At 65.1% G+C, this 20,204-nt stretch carries 24 protein-coding genes; 2 read left to right on the top strand and 22 right to left on the bottom strand.

Going from position 1 to position 20,204, the window contains the following annotated elements; all coding sequences use genetic code 11:
* Window positions 1-4: 4 nt before the first annotated feature.
* From FFS18_RS04055 to glmU, 7 genes are read right to left on the bottom strand one after another with little or no spacing between them, the layout of a single operon-like run.
* Complete coding sequence (locus tag FFS18_RS04055) at window positions 5-418, bottom strand: GFA family protein (protein WP_212743018.1); 414 nt, start codon at window positions 416-418, stop codon at window positions 5-7.
* Window positions 415-2,238 carry a glutamine--fructose-6-phosphate transaminase (isomerizing) gene (glmS, locus tag FFS18_RS04060; protein ID WP_137869862.1) on the bottom strand — a complete coding sequence of 608 codons (1,824 nt, stop codon included), beginning with the start codon at window positions 2,236-2,238 and terminating at the stop codon, window positions 415-417. Before glmS ends, FFS18_RS04055 begins: the two co-directional genes overlap by 4 nt.
* A gap of 18 nt (window positions 2,239-2,256) precedes the next feature.
* On the bottom strand, window positions 2,257-2,637 hold the full coding sequence (locus tag FFS18_RS04065) for a PIN domain-containing protein (RefSeq protein ID WP_137869863.1): 381 nt from the start codon (window positions 2,635-2,637) through the stop codon (window positions 2,257-2,259).
* Entirely contained in the window at window positions 2,634-3,011 is a 378-nt protein-coding gene (locus FFS18_RS04070; protein ID WP_137869864.1) for a ribbon-helix-helix protein, CopG family, read from the bottom strand. The genes FFS18_RS04065 and FFS18_RS04070 overlap by 4 nt, the downstream gene beginning before the upstream one ends.
* 31 nt (window positions 3,012-3,042) lie before the next feature.
* Window positions 3,043-3,357, bottom strand: coding sequence for a hypothetical protein (locus FFS18_RS04075; protein ID WP_137869865.1), 315 nt, complete (start codon window positions 3,355-3,357; stop codon window positions 3,043-3,045).
* On the bottom strand, window positions 3,354-3,896 hold the full coding sequence (locus tag FFS18_RS04080; RefSeq protein WP_137869866.1) for a GNAT family N-acetyltransferase: 543 nt from the start codon (window positions 3,894-3,896) through the stop codon (window positions 3,354-3,356). Before FFS18_RS04080 ends, FFS18_RS04075 begins: the two co-directional genes overlap by 4 nt.
* 4 nt (window positions 3,897-3,900) lie before the next feature.
* Complete coding sequence (gene glmU, locus FFS18_RS04085; RefSeq protein WP_249340289.1) at window positions 3,901-5,253, bottom strand: bifunctional UDP-N-acetylglucosamine diphosphorylase/glucosamine-1-phosphate N-acetyltransferase GlmU; 1,353 nt, start codon at window positions 5,251-5,253, stop codon at window positions 3,901-3,903.
* A 59-nt stretch (window positions 5,254-5,312) separates the two neighbouring features.
* On the opposite strand from glmU, the gene FFS18_RS04090 reads away from it, so the two are divergent.
* A complete protein-coding gene (locus FFS18_RS04090) occupies window positions 5,313-5,981 on the top strand; it encodes an HAD-IA family hydrolase (RefSeq protein ID WP_137869868.1) in 669 nt (222 codons plus the stop codon).
* Here FFS18_RS04090 and FFS18_RS04095 read toward each other — a convergent pair.
* The 8 genes from FFS18_RS04095 to FFS18_RS04130 form a co-directional block, all read right to left on the bottom strand.
* Window positions 5,978-6,991, bottom strand: a complete 1,014-nt coding sequence (locus FFS18_RS04095) for a nucleotidyltransferase domain-containing protein (protein ID WP_137869869.1) — start codon at window positions 6,989-6,991, stop codon at window positions 5,978-5,980. The genes FFS18_RS04090 and FFS18_RS04095 overlap by 4 nt on opposite strands.
* The gene (locus tag FFS18_RS04100) at window positions 6,988-7,854 is read right to left on the bottom strand and encodes an HprK-related kinase A (protein WP_137869870.1); all 867 of its coding nucleotides are present in this window, start codon (window positions 7,852-7,854) and stop codon (window positions 6,988-6,990) included. Before FFS18_RS04100 ends, FFS18_RS04095 begins: the two co-directional genes overlap by 4 nt.
* Window positions 7,851-8,132 (bottom strand): HPr-rel-A system PqqD family peptide chaperone, encoded by a 282-nt coding sequence (locus tag FFS18_RS04105; RefSeq protein WP_137869871.1) that lies wholly within the window; start codon window positions 8,130-8,132, stop codon window positions 7,851-7,853. The genes FFS18_RS04100 and FFS18_RS04105 overlap by 4 nt, the downstream gene beginning before the upstream one ends.
* The gene (locus FFS18_RS04110) at window positions 8,125-8,571 is read right to left on the bottom strand and encodes a MarR family winged helix-turn-helix transcriptional regulator (RefSeq protein ID WP_137869872.1); all 447 of its coding nucleotides are present in this window, start codon (window positions 8,569-8,571) and stop codon (window positions 8,125-8,127) included. The genes FFS18_RS04105 and FFS18_RS04110 overlap by 8 nt, the downstream gene beginning before the upstream one ends.
* 247 nt (window positions 8,572-8,818) lie before the next feature.
* On the bottom strand, window positions 8,819-10,885 hold the full coding sequence (locus FFS18_RS04115) for a TonB-dependent receptor (protein ID WP_137869873.1): 2,067 nt from the start codon (window positions 10,883-10,885) through the stop codon (window positions 8,819-8,821).
* Window positions 10,882-11,514: a maleylacetoacetate isomerase gene (gene maiA, locus FFS18_RS04120; RefSeq protein ID WP_120216069.1), complete on the bottom strand. Its 633-nt coding sequence runs from the start codon at window positions 11,512-11,514 to the stop codon at window positions 10,882-10,884. The genes FFS18_RS04115 and maiA overlap by 4 nt, the downstream gene beginning before the upstream one ends.
* 140 nt (window positions 11,515-11,654) lie before the next feature.
* Window positions 11,655-12,692 (bottom strand): SO2930 family diheme c-type cytochrome, encoded by a 1,038-nt coding sequence (locus FFS18_RS04125; protein WP_137869874.1) that lies wholly within the window; start codon window positions 12,690-12,692, stop codon window positions 11,655-11,657.
* The gene (locus tag FFS18_RS04130) at window positions 12,689-13,900 is read right to left on the bottom strand and encodes a parallel beta-helix domain-containing protein (RefSeq protein WP_137869875.1); all 1,212 of its coding nucleotides are present in this window, start codon (window positions 13,898-13,900) and stop codon (window positions 12,689-12,691) included. Before FFS18_RS04130 ends, FFS18_RS04125 begins: the two co-directional genes overlap by 4 nt.
* A gap of 100 nt (window positions 13,901-14,000) precedes the next feature.
* Here FFS18_RS04130 and FFS18_RS04135 point away from each other — a divergent pair, with 100 nt between their 5' ends.
* The gene (locus FFS18_RS04135) at window positions 14,001-14,414 is read left to right on the top strand and encodes a DUF2147 domain-containing protein (protein ID WP_137869876.1); all 414 of its coding nucleotides are present in this window, start codon (window positions 14,001-14,003) and stop codon (window positions 14,412-14,414) included.
* Window positions 14,415-14,563: 149 nt separating this feature from the next.
* Here FFS18_RS04135 and FFS18_RS04140 read toward each other — a convergent pair whose 3' ends face one another.
* The 7 genes from FFS18_RS04140 to FFS18_RS04170 all read right to left on the bottom strand — a co-directional run bounded on the left by FFS18_RS04140 (window position 14,564) and on the right by FFS18_RS04170 (window position 20,165).
* Window positions 14,564-15,262 (bottom strand): aspartate/glutamate racemase family protein, encoded by a 699-nt coding sequence (locus FFS18_RS04140; RefSeq protein WP_120216065.1) that lies wholly within the window; start codon window positions 15,260-15,262, stop codon window positions 14,564-14,566.
* 109 nt (window positions 15,263-15,371) lie between these two features.
* Window positions 15,372-16,871 (bottom strand): NAD(P)(+) transhydrogenase (Re/Si-specific) subunit beta, encoded by a 1,500-nt coding sequence (locus FFS18_RS04145; protein ID WP_137869877.1) that lies wholly within the window; start codon window positions 16,869-16,871, stop codon window positions 15,372-15,374.
* Window position 16,872: 1 nt separating this feature from the next.
* Window positions 16,873-17,154 (bottom strand): proton-translocating transhydrogenase family protein, encoded by a 282-nt coding sequence (locus FFS18_RS04150; protein WP_088441687.1) that lies wholly within the window; start codon window positions 17,152-17,154, stop codon window positions 16,873-16,875.
* A gap of 340 nt (window positions 17,155-17,494) precedes the next feature.
* The gene (locus FFS18_RS04155) at window positions 17,495-18,115 is read right to left on the bottom strand and encodes a fasciclin domain-containing protein (RefSeq protein WP_120216063.1); all 621 of its coding nucleotides are present in this window, start codon (window positions 18,113-18,115) and stop codon (window positions 17,495-17,497) included.
* A 23-nt stretch (window positions 18,116-18,138) separates the two neighbouring features.
* Window positions 18,139-18,807: a fasciclin domain-containing protein gene (locus FFS18_RS04160; RefSeq protein ID WP_120216062.1), complete on the bottom strand. Its 669-nt coding sequence runs from the start codon at window positions 18,805-18,807 to the stop codon at window positions 18,139-18,141.
* Window positions 18,808-18,913: 106 nt separating this feature from the next.
* Window positions 18,914-20,035 carry an NAD(P) transhydrogenase subunit alpha gene (locus FFS18_RS04165; RefSeq protein WP_137869878.1) on the bottom strand — a complete coding sequence of 374 codons (1,122 nt, stop codon included), beginning with the start codon at window positions 20,033-20,035 and terminating at the stop codon, window positions 18,914-18,916.
* 10 nt (window positions 20,036-20,045) lie between these two features.
* Entirely contained in the window at window positions 20,046-20,165 is a 120-nt protein-coding gene (locus FFS18_RS04170; RefSeq protein WP_120216060.1) for an aa3-type cytochrome c oxidase subunit IV, read from the bottom strand.
* Window positions 20,166-20,204: the final 39 nt, after the last annotated feature.

A 20,204-nucleotide genomic window follows, 5' to 3' on the forward strand; every position in this document is an offset into this window, starting at 1 on the left:
TCGATCAGGGCATGACGCCCGCGTCGCGAACAAAGCCCCATGCCCCTTCGCCCGACCAGCCGCGCCCGTCGGGGAAGCTGAGCTTCAACCCGCTGAGCTGCGCCGGATCGAACAGCCGCATGTTGACGCCCATCATATCGACCGTGCCGCCCATGCGTTCGATCAGCCCCGCGGTCGCCGACCAATGCGTCACGCAGCCGCAGGTCGCGCAAAAATGCAGGTCCGAATTGGGGTTAGCGCGATCAGCGCGATTATAGGTCCGTGTCGCGCCCTCAATCACCACATCGCGCGGCGAATAATAGGCCCACAGGATGCCGTGCGAAAAGCACAGCGAGCAATTGCACTCGGCGATTTCCTCGGGCGCCTTGGCGAGGCGCACCGAGACGGCGCCGCAGTGGCAGGTGGTATTCCAGCTCACTCCACCGTCACCGACTTCGCCAGATTGCGCGGCTGGTCGACGTCGGTGCCCTTGGCGACCGCGACATGGTACGCCAGTAGCTGCACCGGCACCGCATAGACCAAAGGCGCAATCAACGGATGCACCTTGGGCATTTCGATCGTCGCCATGCAGCCGTCGCCAGCTTCGGCGAGACCTTCGGCGTCGCTGATCAGCACGACCTTGCCGCCGCGCGCCATGACTTCCTGCATGTTGCTGACGGTCTTTTCGAACAGCGGCCCGCTGGGCGCTAGGACGATGACCGGCACCGCTTCGTCGATCAGCGCGATCGGGCCGTGCTTCATTTCGCCCGACGCATAGCCTTCGGCGTGGATGTAGGAGATTTCCTTGAGCTTCAGCGCGCCTTCGAGCGCGAGCGGATAGTCGGGGCCGCGGCCGAGGTAGAGCACGTCGCGCGCGGGGGCGACGAGATGCGCCATTTTCGAGATTTCTTCGTCGTGCGCGAGTGCGGCATTGAGCGCGGCGGGCGCCTCGATCAGATGTTTGACGATCTCATGCTCTTCATCGGCGCTGAGCTTGCCCTTTTTGAGCGCGAGATGCGCGGCGAGCGCGGCGAGGACCGCGAGCTGGCAGGTGAAGGCCTTGGTCGAGGCGACGCCAATTTCGGGACCCGCGTGGGTCGGGAGCAGCAAGTCGGCCTCGCGCGCCATGCTGCTGGTCGGGACGTTGACGACGACCGCGATTGTCTGGCCGTTCGCCTTGCAATGGCGCAGCGCCGCGAGCGTGTCGGCGGTCTCGCCCGACTGCGAAATGAACAGCGCCAGCCCGCCGGGTTGCAGAACCGGGTCGCGGTAGCGAAACTCGCTCGCGACGTCGATGTCGACGGGGACGCGCGCGAAGGTTTCAAACCAATATTTGGCGACCATCCCAGCGTAAAAGCTGGTGCCGCAGGCAACGATGGTGATGCGGTCGATCGCGGAGAGGTCGAAATCCATCTGCGGCAGCGCGACGGTCTGTTCGAGCGGGCGGATGTAGGAGGAAAGCGTCTGCGCGACCACCGTCGGCTGCTCGAAAATCTCCTTCTGCATGAAGTGGCGGTAATTGCCCTTTTCGACCGCGGCCGCGGTGACGCCGCTGGTGGTGATTTCGCGCGTCACCGGGTTGTTTTCGGCGTCGTAGATCTGCGCGCCATCGCGGGTGATGACGACCCAGTCGCCTTCGTCGAGATAAGCGATCCTCTGCGTCAGCGGGGCGAGCGCGAGCGCGTCGGAGCCGAGGAAAGTCTCGCCCTCGCCATAGCCGACGACGAGTGGCGAGCCGAGCCGCGCGCCGATGAGCAGGTCGGGATGCTGGCGAAAGGCGATGGCGAGTGCGAAGGCGCCGCGCAGCTGCGGCAGCACCGCCTGCACGGCTTGCTGCGGCGACTTGCCCGCTTCAACCTGTTCACTGACGAGGTGGGCGACGACTTCGGTGTCGGTTTCACTCTCGAAGCTTCGCCCGCGCGCCTGCAAAGCCTCGCGCAGCGGCTTGAAATTCTCGATGATGCCGTTGTGGACCAGCGCGACCTCGCCCGTCGCGTGGGGGTGCGCGTTGCTGGTGGTCGGCGCGCCGTGCGTCGCCCAGCGCGTGTGCGCGATGCCGACGGTGCCGGGTGCGGGATTGCCCGCCAACTCCTTCACCAGATTGCCAAGCTTGCCCTCGGCGCGGCGGCGGATCAGCTGGCCGCCCTCGACGGTGCAGACGCCCGCCGAGTCATAACCGCGATACTCCATCCGCTTAAGCCCGTCGACGAGCCGATCGGCGACCTGATCCTTGCCGATGATTCCGATAATTCCGCACATGTGGGTCTGGCTTTCGTCTTAGAACGTATAGGGGACACGGATGCCCGGCATGTTGGCCGGGAAATCCTTTGTATTGCGGGTGATGAGAACACGCCCGCGGGTAAGCGCGGTTGCGAGGATGATGGCATCCGTCGCTTTCAGCCGAACGCGTTCGCGCCGCAAAGCAGCAGCGCGCCGACCAATTTCGGCATCGACTTCATCCACGCTGAACCCGGACAGAAGCGTTTCGGCGCGACGCAGGCCGTCGCCCTCACCCTTCGACATCACTTCGATCCACACCACGCGGCTAATCCACGCGCGCGAACCGAAGTCGGTGGCGCGATCGATCTCTGCGCGCGCCGGACCAAAGCCGGCGAGCGCATCGATGATGATATTTGAATCGAAGCTGAAGCCGCTCACCGAGAAGCGGGCTTTTTGGGCTTGGGGTATTTTCCTGCCAGCATGTCGAGATGGATCTGCCGCTGGCGATCGTCCTCCGCATCGAACAGGTCCGGAAACTCGGCTTTGACGTCTTCGTAGTCATCATCCCACGGGCGCGTCGAGGCGGCGCGTTCGCGCCGCTGCCACTCGACCGAATCGCCGATATCAACCCGGTCCTTCCACGCGCCAAAGCCGATATCGAGCCACTCCTTGCGCTGCGACGCCTGTGACTGCGCCCGATAATCCGTAACGGCATCGCGAAGCACCGACGCGCGCGACTTTCCCTGCTCGGCAGCAAGCTGGTCGAGCCACTGAATGTCTTCATCGGGCAGGTCGGCGAGGATTCGAGTCATTGATATACTGATATCATATCATGATATCATGTCAAGCGCGGTTGAAGTTGCGATCGACAAAAATCATGGCGAACTGCGCCGGATCGGGCGCCAATCCGTTGCCTGCTTGGAACCGCGCCTGACCGTCGGTCCAGATCTTCCGGATCTGCCCGGGCAATTCGGGACCGAACTTCATCTGCTGCTCGACAATCTGCTCCCAGCTGCCGGTGATGCCGAAGCTTTGCTCGAGCTGCGGCACCATCGCCTTGCAATAGGTTTCGGTGGCCGCGTCGAGATGGCCGATCGCCTTTAGCACCCACGCGTCGACAAAGCGCAGGAAGGGCTTGTCGGTGTAACGGTCGCTCACGGCATCGTCTCCATTGTCCATTCGTCGCGCAGCAGACCATAGATCAGCGAATCGCGCACCCCGATATGCGTTTCCCATTCGCCGCGCAGCCGCCCTTCATACTGAAAACCCAGCCGTTCGAGCAGCGCGATCGATCCGCCGTTTTCCGGATCGGTATCGGCAAAGATGCGCCGCAATCTGAGGTCGCCGAACCCGTAATCGATCACCCGCGCGACGGCTTCGCGCGCTAGGCCGCTGCCCCATTGGTCGCGGCGCAGGATATAGCCGATCTCCTTGACGTCGGGCTTGCCGTCGATGAGGATTACCCAGCCGAGCGCAGTGTCGTCGCCCGCGTCGGTGATCGCCCAGCAGAGGTAGCCCTCATCCTCGGCCGCATTGCCTTTGACATAATCGGCGGTCTCGGCGAGCGACTGGTGCGGTCCGCTGGACCACCAGGTCATCACCTCGGGATCGGACAACACCGGGAACAGCGCGGCGGCATCGTCCGCGCGCAGTTGGCGCAGCACCAGGCGCGCGGTTGTCAGCGTCGGCGCGGGCATTGGTCTATTTCTTCTCCGCCGCCTTTTTCTTGCGCATCGTATCGTGGAAGCGGTCGGCCCAGCCTGGCTTGATCAGCTGTTCGGCGCGGACCATGCGCAGGTCACCAGGGGCGACGTCGCGCGATACCGCGCTGCCCGCGGCGACGATCGCGTCGCGGCCGATGGTGACGGGGGCGATCAGCGCGCTGTTCGACCCGATAAACGCATTTTCGCCGATGACGGTCTGATATTTGAAATAGCCGTCATAATTGCAGGTGATCGTCCCGGCGCCGATATTGGCGCCCGCGCCGACGGTCACATCGCCCAGATAGGTCAGGTGGTTCGCCTTGGCGCCCTTGCCCAGCACGGCCTTCTTGGTTTCGACGAAATTGCCGATCTTGGCCTTTTCGCCGAGCACCGTTCCTGGACGCAGCCGCGCGAAGGGGCCAACCTCGCAGCCGGCGCCGATCGTCGCGCCCTCGACATGGCTGTTGGCGCGGATCGTGACATTGTCGGCGACCTTTACGCCGGGGCCGAAAAAGACGTTGGGCTCGATCGTCACGTCGCGGCCAAGCTCGGTATCCCACGAGAACCAGACCGTGTCGGGCGCCCGCAGCGACGCACCGCCCGCCATCGCCTCGTCGCGCTTGAACGCCTGCCACTGCGCCTCTGCCGCGGCGAGTTCGGCGCGGCTGTTGATCCCCGCGACATCGTCGGCGTCGGCTTTGACCACCGCGCACGAGCGCCCGTCGGCGTTCGCGATATTGACGATATCGACAAGATAAAATTCCTTTGCCGCATTGTCGTCGGTCACGCGCGCGAGCAGCGCGAACAGGTCGCGCGCTTTCGCCGCCATCAACCCCGAATTGCAGAGCCTGACGGCGCGTTCTGCGTCGGTCGCATCCTTGTGCTCGACCATTTTGACGACGCGATCGCCGTCGGTAATGACCCGGCCATATTGGAGCGGATCGGCAGGTTCGAAGGCAAGCACGACGACCGCGGGCGCATCGGCGGCACCGAGCCGGTCGATCATCGCCTGCATCGTCGCGGCGGGAACGAACGGCACGTCGCCATATAGAATCAGGACATCGCCGTCGAAGCCTGCGAGCGCGGTTTCGGCCTGCTGCACCGCATGGCCGGTGCCGAGCTGCGGATCCTGTACCGCCAGATCAGCAGTGCCGCCGAGCGCAGCTTCGAGCTGATCGGCCTTGTCGCCGACGACCACCACTTTTTTCGCGGGGCTCAGCGCATCGACGCTCGCCATCAGATGCAGCAGCATGGGCCGCCCCCCGATCGGGTGCAGCACCTTGTGCAGGTCGGATTTCATGCGGGTTCCCTTGCCCGCGGCAAGGACGATAGCGGCGATCGGATTGCTCATGCGCGCTGCCATGCCAGCAAATCATTGCGGTTTCCAGAGCATCACGCCATGCGCAGCCGATGAACGGATTTCCTTTCGCGATCGTGGGCTTCGACCTCGACGGAACGCTGGTCGATACCGCGGGCGACCTGACCGCCGCGGTCAACCATGCCTTGAGCCTCGCCGCGCGTGCGCCTTTGGCCGAGGCCGCGGTGCGACCGATGATCGGGTTGGGCGCGCGGCATATGCTGGAACAGGGCTTTGCCGCGACCGGCGGTGTTCCGGGCGGCGATTTCGAGCGGCTCTACCGCGAACTGCTGCGCTTTTACGAAGCACATATCGCGGTACACAGCCGCCCCTACCCGGGAGTGATTGCGGCGCTCGACGGGCTCGATGTGCTGGGGGTCCGCACCGCCGTGGTCACGAACAAGCGCGAGGATATGGCGCGCAAACTGCTCGGCGCACTTGGGCTGGCGGAGCGGATGGCGACGATCATTGGCGGCGATACGCTGGGGCCGGACAAGGCCAAACCCTCGCCCGCCCCGATCCTTGCGATGATCGAGAATTGCGGCGGCGGGCGCGCGGCCTTTGTCGGTGACAGCATTTATGACGTTATGGCAGCCAACGGCGCCGGTGTGACCAGTGTGGCGGTCAGTTTCGGCTTTCTCGATCGCCCCGCACAGGAGCTTGGCGCCGATCATGTCATCGACCATTTTGACGAACTGGTCCCGCTGCTCGAAAGACTCTAGCGCTTTCGCCACTTCGTCCACAGATGCTTCGCGAGCATCGCGGGCGGCATGCGCAGCCAGTGCGAGCGGATGTAGAAAGTTTGCTCCAGCAGCGGTCGGGTCACCCGGCCCCAATCGTCGCGCGCGAGCAGGCGTCGGCGATACCAGACGTCGCTCCCATCCTGCCCGTCCCAGCCCGATGGCAACACACTGCCGTACAAATCGCGCGCCAGCCGCGCCGCCCGCCGCACCGCGGCGCGCAGCCCGTGCAGTTCCGCGCGCGCGTCAAGCTTGTTCCAGAAGCCCGCGTCCGCGGCGGCGAAATCACGCGTCATGAGATGGAAATCCCACAAATTGCGCAGCCCGCCCTGCAAATCGCCGTCAGCGAGCAGATGCGCGGCGCAGTGGCACGCCATGTCGGCGGGGTTCAGCACCGCAAAGCCACCGGCGCGCTTCACCGCGTCGCTCATCAGCGCCAGCGCATCGGGTGTAATCCGGTGCGTGCGCGGCAGGATCGTGTGGTGGACATCGATCATCCGATCACGCGCCTTGTGGATCAGCGGCGGCAGCTCGTGCATATGCTCGCGGTAGTAGAAATCGTCATAGGGGTCGGCCTTGACCCACTCCCACCCAGCCTTGAGCAGCGCATTTTCGGCGCGGCGAATGTCGGGCTCCGACACCAAAATGTCGAGGTCGCCGATCTGCCGTCCGGCGGCGCAGGCCATATCGGCGGCGGCATAGGCGGCGCCCTTCAGCAGCACGAACTCGATCCCCAGCGGGACCAGCGCCCGGCGCGCCATCTCCGCCTCCCACAGCGCCTGTTGCTGCGCGACGGCCGCCGCGGCGCGTTGATCAGCAAACAGGGCCGCAACGGTCGGCGGCAGCGCGGAATCTTTCAGCCGGTGCGCGAGGGTCGCAAGCATCGCCTCGCTGCGCGCGACGCCGATCACCCCGTCCCAGTCGCGCGGCGCCAGCATGGCGGCATCGCGGCGACCGGCGAGCAGGTCGACAAAGGTCCGCACCGCGCTCATCGGGCCGCATCCGCCCATAATTGTTCGACCAGCGCGATCCCCGCGGCGCTGTCGGGATAGGAGATGCCGAACGCTGGCGTCTCGCGCACCAACCGCGTCAGCGCGGCAAAGCCCGCTTCGCCCAGCGCGACATAGTTGGTCGACGCCTCGGTCAGCCGCACGAACGCCTCGCCCTCAGCCATCGGCTCGATCGCCGCTTCGCCGCCAAAGCGCGGGAACAGCAGCAACGCCGGGCGCGCGGGCTCATGCATCGCCGCGATCGCGTCCGCGCGCGGGATCAGGTGGCGGATGTCGCCCTTCGGCGTCCCCGCCAGCAGCGGGCCGAGCCGCGCGGCATCAACCCGCGCCGCAACCTCCGCAATCGCTTCATTCTTGAGGCTGACCGCGCGCGGGAACGCCAGCGCATCGCCGCCTGCCGGGTCGATCAGCGTGAATTCGTCGCCCATCAACCGCCAGTCGCCCTCACCCAGCAGCGCCGCGAGCGTCGATTTTCCCGATCCCGATTCGCCCGACATGATCAGCGCGCGGCCACCGTGCGCCACCGCGCTGGCGTGAAGCAGCATGTGCCGCCGCCACCCGAGCGCGATCTGCAAATTCATCCCCATTTCGGCGGCGAGGAGCCCCATCGACAGCGGTAAAGGCAGCGCGTCGGGGACGACAAAGTCGCCGCCGATATGCACCGACGGCCGCAGCCAGCGCCGCCACGGCCGCGCCGCGAACAGCCGAACGGTGGCGTCGGCAGGCCGTGCTTCGTCTTTCGGATAGCCCGCGTAGAGCCGGTCGAGCGCGGCAATGGGCGCCGCCCAGTCGCTGCCGATCCGGAACTGCACGGGGCCGACCGCAATGCGCGTGCTGTGCCTCACGCGCGCTCCACCAGCCCCAAGGCGGCAAGCTCGTCCAGCCGTTCGGTCAGGATCGCCCCCACGTCCGCAGCGCCATCAAAGTCAAAGCGTGCGGCGAGGCGCGCCGCAAGTGTCGCCGCATCGCAATCGCCCGCACCCATCGCTTCCAATATTTCGGGCATCGGCGACACGACCAGATGCGTCTGCACCGACCGCCGGTCAAAGATTGCGGTGACCTCGCCCAGCGGTTCGACGCGCAGCGCGCCGGGCGGCGGCGCGCGATAGGCGGGATCAGGCATAATCTTCGGCGGCGGCGGTCAGCTTGGCGAGGATCGCCATCATTGTTTCGCGCTCGGCGGCGCTGATCCGCGCTTCGAGCTGCGCCTCGCTCGCCAGCGCCGCGGGGACGATCGCGTCGTACAGCGACCACCCGGTCGCGGTGAGTTCCAGATGATGCGACCGCCCGTCAACCTCATGCGCCTGCCGCGCGATCAGCTGCCGGTCGGCGAGCGCTTTTGCGGCGCGGTTGACCGTGACCTTGTCCATCCGCGTCGCTTCGACCAGTTCGCGCTGCGTCTTGGGCTTTCCCTCGCCGAGCACCGCCATCAGCCGCCATTCGGGAATCTTCAGCCCGAAGCGGTTCTGATATTCGGCGGCGATCCGTTCGGAGAGCGCATTCGACGCGATCGACAGGCGATAGGGCAGGAAATTGTCGAGGTTCAGTTTCTTGGCGGCCATGCCCCGTTCTTATCGACCCACAGCCGTCCATCAAGCGCAGAATGACGCCGCATTGCCCCTCCCCCTTTATGGGGGAGGCGGCGAGACTTGCCAGCTTGCTGGCCTAGTCGCAGCGGTGGGGGTGCGCTCTCGGCCTGATATGGTTGCGAAAGGACGCACCCTCACCCCCATCCAACTCCGCCTAATCGCCGCGCGATAAGGCTGCGTATCCTTCCCCCATCAAGGGGGAAGGCTTTTGCGCGGCACGCTAGAAGTTCACGCGCGCGCCGATCCACAAGGTTCGTGGCGTCGCGCGCTCGATGATCCCCGCCGACGAGATCGCGGCGGGCACGAGTTCGTCGAACAGATTCTCGCCGCGCGCCTCGATGCTGATCGCATCCGCCAGCCGCCACGACAGTCCCGCGTCGAACGTCCATGCGTCGCCAAGGACCAGCAGCCCCAGATCATCCTCATTCTGCTTGCCAATATAGCGCAGCGTCGCAAAACCGCCGAGCGGGCCGGTGGCGTTGCTGCGCAGCGAGACGCTGCCGCCATGTTTGGCGATCTGTGCCGGACGGCGCCCGTCGAGCGCTGAGGCGGCGCGCGCTGCATCGACCGTCGCATCGGTCAACGCATAGCTTGCGCGCAGCGTCAGAAAGTCGATCCGCTGTTCGGCGCTAATTTCGATCCCCTTGGTGTCGATCGCATCGAGATTCTGCCGCTGGTTCAGATTGGGCGCCAGGGTCACATTGGCGATGGCATTGGTCAGATGATTGACGAACAGGGTCGCCGACAGCTGGGTGTCGTCCCGCTTCCAGTCGACGCCAACCTCGCCGCCCCACAGCCGTTCAGGCTTCAGCATCTCGTTCGCGGTCGTGACCTCGGCCCCGACGCGGAATGGGCGATAGAGTTCGTTCAGCGTCGGCAGGCGCCAGCCGCGATAGACCGCGCCGCGCAGCGACAAGGCGTCCGAGGTCCAGCGCAGGCCGGCGCGGCCGCTACCTTCCCAGCCCTGGCGCGCGTTGAAGTTCAGGTTGGCGATCGTCGTTCCGCCGATATTGCGTTCGAGGCGGTATCCTTCGCCCAGCCACCAATGGTCGATCCGCCCGCTCAGCGTCCAGAGCAGGCCGTCTTCGGCATCGCCCGATGTCCATTCGGCGAAAGCGCCGACGGTGTCGCTGCTGCCGCCCGCGATGCGGTGGCGGCCGGGGGTCGTCCCGCTGAAGAAAAAATCCTCCTCGGTGCGCCCGGTCGTGCGGCGCCAGTCGGCGCCGACACGCAGCGGGTTCGCATCGCCGATCGCGGGGCGCAGCTCGAAGCGCGCGCCGAGGCCGGTGGCGGGGACGCGCTGGAAGAGCGCGGGGGCGACGCTGTTCCGCCCCGCCGCGACGCTGGCGAAGCCGCTCTCGAAATCGCGGACCTGGACATAGGCGAGCACAAGCCATTGGGTCGCGCCCAAGGGATCGTGGACGAAGCGCAGGCTGGCATCGACGCCGTCGGTCTTGCTCGTCGTGAAATCGGTGCCGCGGTCGCGGCGGTCGGCGAAGCCGCGCAGGCTCGCCTCGATGCGGCTGTCGGCGCCCGCGTCGAAGCGCAGCCGGACGCCGAGGCCGCCTTGCTCATAAGGCGCGGCGCGGTCGACGAGACCGCGCTGGCCCTCCGCCACCGGAATAAAACCGTCGCCGCGGCTGTAGCGGCCGTCGAGCGCGACCTGGCCATTGCCGAGCTTCGTTCCTGCCGAAAGCGACGCGTCCCAGCCGTCGCGGCTGCCAAGGGCAGCGCTCGCTTCGACGCCCTGCGTCATGCTCGAATGCAGCCCGATCGTCCCTGCGAGCGCGCCGGGCCCGTCGGTCCCGCTGCCGCCGCCGCGCGTGACGAGAATGCCGCCGAGGTTGATCGCGTCATAGGCGCTCCACGCGACCCACCCGCCGAAGGGATCGGCCTGCGGCACGCCGTCGAGCGTCACCAGCGCACGGCTCGATGCATTGCCGCCGAGTCCGCGGAGCGTCACGCCTTGGCTCGTCGGATGCGCGCTGCGCCCGTCGGAGCGGCGGAACTGGACGATGCCGGCTTCGTCGCGGAGGCGGTTCTCGATCCGCGCGCCGAGCCCCTGTTCGGGATAGGCGATCAGGCTGGAGGTCTGGACCGTGTCGCTGTCCGCGGGGCGGAGCACGCCGCTGCCGCGCACGACGATCTCCTCGGTCGAAAGGCGCGGGAAGGTCAAGCTGCAACAACCGCCGTCGTCTTCGGCCGTGGGCGGATCGGCCGGCACTTGCTGCGCCAGCGCCGCCGCCGGCATGACCAGCAGCGCGGCTCCCGTCAGCGCCCGGATCACGCGGGCTTGACCGCGTCGGGATGCGCCTTCTGGAAGGCGTCCAATTCCATGCACGCCGCGTCGATCGCGACGAGCCGCGGATAGGCGTCGAGCGGCACCTCGAAGCGCCGCGCATTGTACATCTGCGGCACCAGGCAGCAGTCGGCGATCCCCGGCGTGTCGCCGCCGAGATAGCGCGCGTCGCCCGCCATCGCCTCGAGCGCCTCGAACCCGTCGGCGATCCACCGTGCGATCCAGCGGTCCTTGGTCTGCTCGTTCAGACCCAGATCCTTGGTCAGATATTTGAGCACGCGCAGATTGTTCAGCGGGTGGATGTCGCTGGCGATTACCTGTGCCTGTGCCAGTGCGACCGCGCGCGGCATCGCTTCGTCGGGGATCAGCCGTGGTTCGGGATAAGCACGGTCGAGCCAGTCGATGATCGCCATGCTCTGGATGATCGGCTCGCCATCGACGACGAGCATCGGGACAAAGCCCTGCGCGTTCTGTTCAAGATAGGCGTCGCTGCGTTGCTCGCCCGCGATCAGGCTGACCTCGACCCGCTCATAGTCGAGCCCTTTCAGGTTCAGCGCAATGCGAACGCGAAAGCTGGCCGAGGAGCGAAAATAGTCGTGGAGGACGAGGGAGCGCATTCGAAATTCACCATCTGGATTTTGAGCCGATCCAACGCCGTTCGTGCTGAGCTTGTCGAAGCACCGTTCTGCCTTTTGACGCCGCAAAGAAAGAACGGCCCTTCGACAAGCTCGGGGCAAACGGAAATGGGACGCGACCTTTAGAGCGCCTTCTGCCCACCTTTCGGCATTTCCGCAATCCACTGCCGCAGCAATGCGGCGCCCTCCTTATGCACGGTCGATCGCCCGACCTCGGGCATCGCGATGCCGGGGTCGGTGCTTTCGAGGCGATAGATCATGAAACTATGCGCGGGGTCGCCCGGCGCGATCGCGAAGTCCATCCCGCCGCTGCCGCGGCCCGCCGCGGTCGGGCGCTTGCCGATGCCGTAGTTCACGCCGGTCGGATCGTCGGTCCAGCGCAGGAACAGCCCGCTGTTCGATGCGCTGCCCGCCGGGTTGTGGCAATGCGCGCAATTGACGTCGAGATAGGCGCGCGCACGGTCCGCGACGCTGCCTGTCGCGGGGTCGTCCCATATCGGCATGGTCGGCTTGAGCGCCGCCGGGTTTTCGAAATAGCGACTGCGCACGGCATCGGCGGCGGCGGGATCGAGGATAAAATTGCGCGCCTTTGGCCCAATCGGCACGATCTCGCCATTCAGGCTGTGGCATTCCTTGCACTGGTTCTTGTTCGGCACCGCATAGCGGATGCTGTGCGTCTCGCCATCGGGCGATTTGAACGTCACCGGCACCCGCCGCCCCCCCAGCGCGAGCGTCGCATCCTTGCCGTCGGCATCCCAGATATAGGGCAGCGCGACCCAGCCCGATGCGCGGTGGATCAACAGGCGCGTCTCTATTAGGCGTCCGCCGCCCACGTCGTTCCAGCCGAAGCTTTTGACGAGCACCGTGCCGACCGGAAAGTCGATGACTCCATCGCTCCCGACCTTGGCCTTCTTGCCTGCCGGGATCGCGATGAAGCGGTGCTTCTCGGTATAATCGCTGAACAGCGACGCGCGGAGTGTGTAGGCGATGCCCGTCGACGGCCGCCCTGGATCATTGCCGCGGAACAAACCGAAGGCCGACAGCTTTGGCGGCATCGCATCGCTCTCGACCACCGCTTGGTCGACCCCGGGTGGCGCAAAGGCCGCGCCGCCGCTTGCACATAGCAGCGTCGCAGCAAGCGCGGCCAATATGCGCTTCACTTGACCTTGGCCTCCATGCTTTCCGGCAGGGTGATTGCTGGCAGCGCGGCGGGGGGCGTCCCCTTCGACAGGTCGGCGGGCGCAGGTTTGGCTTCGCTCTGCGGCGTCTTCACGTCGGGCAAGTTCAGCGACAGCACGCCGACCTTGTCTAGCACGACCGCATCGCCCGCCCCGTCCCACAGCACGGGCGGGATCGCGCCGCCCATCGCCGCCGCGATCATGTCACCACCAGGAAACTTCGGCGCATAACCCGCCTTGCCATGCTGATTGCCGCGCACGACGATGTCGCGCGGCAGCGGCTGGTAGTTCGGATCCTTATGCTCGTAGCGATAGCCGACGATCATCACATTGGCGGTGCCGTTGTCGGCGAACACATTGTCGAAAATTTCGACATTGCGATTGGCCATCACCAGCACCCCGGTGCCGGTCGGCACGCTGGCGACGATATTGCCCTTCGGGGCGAAGTTCGGCGTGCTGTTGTCGTTGACGATATTTTCGAACACGCGGACATTATGGCCGCCCTGCATCGGCAGGCTGGGCAGGTCGAACACCAGGATACCGCCGGTGTTCTTGGTCGCGATATTGTCGTGGACGTCGGCGTTATAGCTGTTCTCGATCTCGATCCCCGCGACATTCTCGGTGGCGATCGAATCACGGACGATGATATTTTTCGATTGGCCGACATAGATGCCCGCGTCCGATGCCCCGCGCACATAGACGCTGTCGACCAGCACGTCGGTGCTTTCGACGGGGTAAATGCCATAGGCGCCGTTGGTTTCCTTCGGCCCCGCGGTCCATTCGACGCGCAGCTGGTGATAGACGATACGGTCGGCGCCCTTCGATTTGATTCCGTCGCCCTTGGTGTTGAGCACCGCAAAATTGGTCAGCAGCACATCGTCGCTGGTGACGAGCAGCCCCTCGCCCGCGCCCTGTTGGCCGGTAAAGTCGAGGATCGATCCGCCCTCGCCTGCCCCGGCGCCGCGCACGGTGACCCCCGCGACGTCGAGCGACAGGCCATCGGTCAGCGTCCACACCCCCGCGCCCAGCTGGACGACGTCGCCGGGCTCGGCCAGAATCAGCGCCTCTTGCAGCTTTTCATTGGCGTCGGGCGTTGTCGCGCTGACGCTGATCGTCTTGGCGGTCGCCGGACTGGCGCCAAGCACCGCCAATACGCCCAGCGCCGCCGCGTGAAAGCCGTTGAATCGCATCGCTCTCTCCCCTGATTTTGGGAGAACATGCGGCAAGACTTGACGGATGCCAAGCGGGTTGCTGACATGCGTGTAGCTAAAAAACCGGGGAGAGGTCGCTTTGCTTAAGAGAATTTCATTGGCGCTGGTCGCGCTCATTGCCGTGCCCTCGATAGCCGCCGCGCCCGCGCCGATCGCGGGACGCTGGAAAACCGACGATGGCAAAGGCGTCGTCGTGCTGGCGGCGTGCGGCAACAAGATGTGCGGACGCATCGAACGCATCCTCGTCAAACAGCCCGCGGGCGGCCAGCTTGACGAACGTAATCCCGACAAGGCCAAGCGCGGTCGTCAGATCACCGGGCTGCAAATCTATTGGGATCTGGTCCCGCACGGCGATGGCTGGAAAGGCGAAGGCTACAGCCCCGAGGACGGGCGATATTACAAGGCGCATCTGCGCGTGAAGGGCAGCAAGCTGACGATGAAAGGCTGCGTCAGCCTGTTTTGCCGCACGGTGACGTGGACGAAGATGAGCTGACCCAAATCCTCCCTGTCGCGCAGCGATGGGGAGGTGGCAGCGCGAAGCGCTGACGGAGGGGCTTTAGCGCAACGTCGCCGCCCCTCCACCTTCCCCGCTTTCGCGGGGACGGTCCCCCTCCCCATGGCTTCGCCACAGGGAGGACTTAACTAGCCTTCATCCCCCAGTATCCAGTCGACCCCCGCCGCGACGTGAATGCGCGTCGTGTCGTAGATCGGCAGCACATTGGCGTCGGGGTCGACCAGCATCACCAACTCGGTGCACGCCAGCACGATCGCCTGGATGTCCTGCTTGGCGATGTCGGTGATGAAGGTTTTCATCGTGCGCCGCGAAGCTTCGTTCGCCTTGCCCTGCATCAGCTCTTCGTAAATGATCCGGTCGATCTCGTCGGCGCGGCTCGCGTCATAGGGCGCCAGCGTCAGGCCGTGGCGGACAAGGCGCTGGCGGAACCAGGCTTCGGTCATCACATTGCGCGTGCCGATCACTGCCGCAGCCTTGATCCCGTCGGCCTTCATCTTCTCGCCGGTTTCGTCGACGATATGGATGAGCGGGATCGAAATTGCCGCGGCAACCTCATCGGCCACCTTGTGCATCGAATTGGCCGCGATCATCAGCGCGGTCGCGCCCGCGGTTTCCAGCCGCTGCGCCGACGCGATGAGCACCTCTTTCGCATGCGCCCATTGCTCGGGCGTCGTCAGCCGCGACAGGTCGCAATAATTCAGGCTTTCGAGCAGAATCGGGGCGGAACAGGCGGTACCGAGGCGCTTTTGCACTCCCTTGTTGAGATGGCGGTAATAGAGCTCGGTCGATGCCCAACTCATGCCGCCGATCAGGCCGATTTTACGCATTTGGATATTCAGTCCTCTTTAAAATCGTCGCCCCCGCGAAAGCAGGGGCCGCTGGCAACCTTATGCAAGGCCGATAGCGGCCCCCGCCTTCGCGGGGGCGACGTATAACTCAATGCCCGCCGCCGTTCAGCGCCTTGACGATGTCATCCGTCATCTTCTTGGCATCGCCGAGCAGCATCATGGTCTGGTCCATATAGAAGACATCATTGTCGACCCCGGCATAACCGACCCCGCCCATCGATCGCTTCACGAACAGCACGGTCTTGGCCTTTTCGACGTCGAGCACCGGCATCCCGTAGATCGGCGACGTCTTGTCGGTCTTTGCCGACGGGTTGGTGACGTCGTTGGCGCCGATGACGAAGGCGACATCGGCCTGCGCGAATTCGCCGTTGATGTCCTCCAGCTCGAACACCTCGTCATAGGGGACGTTCGCTTCGGCGAGCAGCACGTTCATATGGCCGGGCATGCGCCCCGCGACCGGATGGATCGCATATTTGACCGTCACGCCCTCTTTCTTCAGCAGGTCGCCCATTTCGCGCAGCGCGTGCTGCGCCTGCGCGACCGCCATGCCGTAACCGGGGACGATGATGACGGTGTCGGCCTGGCTCATCAGGAAAGCCGCGTCGTCGGCGCTGCCCGGTTTCCAAGGCCGCTGTTCCTTCGATCCGCCGCCGCTCGCCGAGGCCTCGGCACCGAAACCGCCAGCGATCACGCTGATGAAGCTGCGGTTCATCGCGCGGCACATGATGTACGACAGGATGGCACCCGACGATCCGACCAGCGCGCCGGTGATGATCATCGCGGTGTTGCCGAGGGTGAAGCCCATCGCCGCCGCGGCCCAGCCCGAGTAGCTGTTGAGCATCGACACGACGACGGGCATGTCGGCGCCGCCAATCGGGATGATCAAGAGGAAGCCGATCGCAAAGCTGAGCCCGGTGACGGTCCAGAATACCCAAGGCGACTGGTCAAAGGTGAAATAGGCAACGAGCCCGATAATCGCGGCCAGCGTGCCGAGGTTGATGATGTGCCGCCCCGGCAGCATGATCGGCGAACCCGACATATTGCCGTTAAGCTTGAGGAAGGCGATGACCGATCCCGAAAAGGTGATCGCGCCGATCGCGATACCCAGCCCCATTTCGATGCGGCTGACGGTGAAAATCTGACCCGCCGCGTCGGCGATCCCGAAAGCTTGCGGATTGAGATAGGCCGCCGCTGCCACCGCGACCGCGGCGAGGCCGACGAGACTGTGGAAGGCCGCAACCAGCTGCGGCATCGCGGTCATCGCGATCCGGCGTGCCATGACGATACCAATGACGGCGCCGATGCCGATCGCCGCCAGAATCTCGATCAGCCCGACCGGGTCGACCCCGGTATAGCTGTTGGTCGCGTCGCCAAATTTCATCGGCATATGCGTCAGCAGCGTCGTGACCACCGCGATGGTCATGCCGATCATGCCAAAGCGGTTGCCGCTTTGCGCCGTCGCCGGGCTCGACAGCCCGCGCAGCGAGAGGATAAAAAGCACGCCCGCAACGAGATAGGCGATGGCGGCCCAGGGGTTTACCGCGCCATGGCCGTCCGCCGCGGCCGCAAGGATCGACTGGATTTCCATCTCAGCGCTCCTTCTTCTTGTACATCGCCAACATACGCGCGGTGACGGCAAAGCCGCCGAAAATGTTGATGCTCGCCATGACGACCGCCGCCAGCCCGAGCCATTTCGACGAGGCCGAACCCGCGGCAGCGCTGGCGATCAGCGCCCCGACGATGATCACCGACGAAATCGCGTTGGTCACGCTCATCAGCGGCGTGTGCAGCGCCGGGGTCACCGACCACACGACGAAATAGCCGACGAAGCACGCCAGGATGAAAATCGAAAAAATCGCGATAAAATCCACGGGCTCGCTCCCCTGCTGATTCCGTTTCGCGCACCTCTTGCCGCGCCCCGCGGAGCGTGTCGACTCCAAAGCGGCCAAAAAAAAAAGGCCCGCATCTCTCAATGATGAGAAATGCGGGCCAATTGCGAAATTAAATGTCGCGGGCGCAAAAAATACCTTCCCCCTTGATGGGGGAAGGATACGGCGCCTTATCGCGAAGCGATTAGGCGGAGTTGGATGGGGGTGAGGATGCGTCCTTGCACCATCGTTTCAGGTCGAGAGCGCACCCCCTCCCCTGCGACTAGGCGGCAAGCCGCCAAGTCTCGCTGCCTCCCCCATGAAGGGGGAGGATCAGCTTTGATTACATCTTCGGCACGAGCACCGCGTCGACAACATGGATCACGCCGTTCGACTGGCCGACGTCGGCCTGCGTAACCGCCGCCTTGTTCCCGCTGGCGCTGGTCAGGATGATGGCGTCGCCCGACTTGGTCGCCGTCAGATCCTGGCCGTCAGCGGTCTTGAGGACCGCCTTTCCGCCACCGGCGGTAATTTGCGCCGCCAGATCGGCCGCAGTCAGCTTGCCCGGTACGACATGATATTTCAGCACGCCCGCCAGCACTTCCTTCTGCGCCGGACGCATCCAGCCGTCCCGCGTCACCGGGGCGACTTGCGAGAAGGCGGCATCGGTCGGCGCAAAGACGGTGAACGGGCCTGCGCCTGACAGCGTCTCGACCAAACCAGCCTGCGTTACCGCGGCGACCAGCGTCTTGTGAATCGGCGATGCCGATGCGTTTTCAACGATGTTTTTGGTCGGCAGCATCTCCGCGCCGCCGACGGTCGGGTTGGCGCCTGCGGTCTCGACCGGGGTCGTTTCACCGGCATCGACGGTGGTCGTTTCGGTCGGTGTTTCGCTCTTGCCACCGCAACCGGCAAGGCCAAGTCCGACGGCGGCAACCGCCGCCAACAATGTCGCGCGTTTCATAAACTCTCCTCTGGGTTCAGCAATCAGCTTGCCGGCGTGGCTTCCGCGGCAGGGGCCGTATCGGCTGGCACGGCAGCGGGTTCGGCTGCGGCGGCGGGCTTGATTTCAGGGATCAGCACGCCGTTCAGGATGTGGATCATCCCGTTCGACTGCGCCACGTCGGCCTGCGTCACATAGCCGCTGCTGCCCTGGGTGCCGTCGACCTTGATGTTGCCCGAAACCTCGGTGAAGGTCAGCGGCTGCCCTTCGACGGTGGTCAGCGTCGCCTTGCCACCGCCCGCCTTGATCTTGGCATAAAGATCGGTCGAGCTGATCGCGCCCGGCACGACATGATAGGTCAGCACTTGGGCCAGCGCCGCCTTGTTGCCCGGATCCATCAGATAAGCCGTCATCGACTGCGGCACCGCGGCAAAGGCCTGATCGGTCGGCGCAAACACGGTGAACGGGCCGGTACCCGACAGCGTGTCGGTCAATCCAGCGGCGGTGAGCGCCTTGACCAGCGTCGTATGTTCGGGCGACTTCGTTGCGTTCTGGACGATGTTCCAGCTATCGACCATCGCGCCCGCCGCGGCTTCGGCCTCGGCGGTCGTCGCCTCTGCCGCCTCGTCGGCGGCGCGGGCGTGCGCCGGGGCGACCAGCATCGCCGCAGTCAGCGCAAACAGGGGAACGGCAAAAAACTTCGCACGCAACATCGATCAATCTCCGGTTGTTGAAAGGACAGGGTTTCACACCCTGAACGCATCCTAACCGGCGAAAGTTGCAGGAAAAGGCCGAAATCGGGCTTTTTTTGCGCTAGTGCTACGCCAAAAGCCGCTCGTTCACGACCTTGCCACCCTGCGTCAGGCGGATCGCATTGCCGATCTCTTCGTCGAGCACGGGCTTGCCCGCTTCCTTGTCCCAAAAGGCCGACAGGAAGTTGAACAGGTTGCGGCTGAATAGCGCGCTGGTGTCGGCGGGCATCAGTGCGGCGATATTGCTCGCGCCGATCACGGTTACGCCGTGGATGCGCTTGGCTTCGCCGGGCACCGACCCTTCGACATTGCCGCCGCTTTCGGCCGCCATGTCGACGATTACGCTGCCGGTGCGCATCGTCGCGAGCTGCGCGTCCGAAATCAGCCGCGGCGCGGGGCGCCCCGGGATCAGCGCGGTGGTGATGACGATATCCTGCTTGGCGATATGCGACGACACCAGTTCCGCCTGTGCCGCCTTATATTCGTCGGACATTTCGGTGGCATAGCCGCCCGCGCCCTCGCCCTCGATCCCCGCGACGCTTTCGACGAAGATCGGCTTGGCGCCGAGGCTGAGGATCTGTTCCTTGGTCGCGGCGCGCACGTCGGTGGCGCTGACCTGCGCACCCAGACGGCGGGCGGTAGCGATCGCCTGCAAGCCCGCGACGCCGACGCCCATCACGAACGCCTTGGCAGCGCTCACCGTGCCCGCGGCGGTCATCATCATCGGAAAGGCGCGGCCATAGGCGTTCGCTGCCATCAGCACCGCCTTGTAACCGGCAAGATTGGCCTGGCTCGACAATATGTCCATCGACTGCGCGCGCGTGATGCGCGGCATGAATTCCATCGCCAGCGCTTCGATGCCCAGCTTCGCATAGTCGTCGACCCGCGCGCGCTCGCCAAACGGATTGAGTCCCGCGGCCAGCCAGGCGCCGTCGGCAAAGCCGCTCAACCCCTTCGGATCCGGCCCCTGGATCGCCAGGATGATGTTCGCACCCTTCAGCACGTCGGCGCGGCTGGCGACGCTGGCGCCCGCGGCGCTATAGTCGGCGTCGGCGACCGACGCGGCCTCACCCGCCCCCGATTCAACGGCAACTTCGGCGCCCAACCCAATGAATTTCTTCACGGTTTCAGGGGTCGCGGCGACGCGGGTCTCGCCGGGGGCGAGCTCCTTCAGGACGGCGATGCGCATGCCAACCCGATCAGGAAATGATCAGGACGACAAAAACGGTCACGATCGCGGTGATGATCGATCCGACTTTCAGCAGGCTGAGGAAACCCGAATAGGTTTCGGTTGCCGCCTTCATTTCCTGTTCCGCCATGGCTCTTTCCCCTTCAGTCGCCACTTTCCGCGCACAGGC

The organism is Sphingopyxis sp. 2PD (assembly GCF_005503695.1).
Taxonomy (GTDB): Bacteria; Pseudomonadota; Alphaproteobacteria; order Sphingomonadales; family Sphingomonadaceae; genus Sphingopyxis.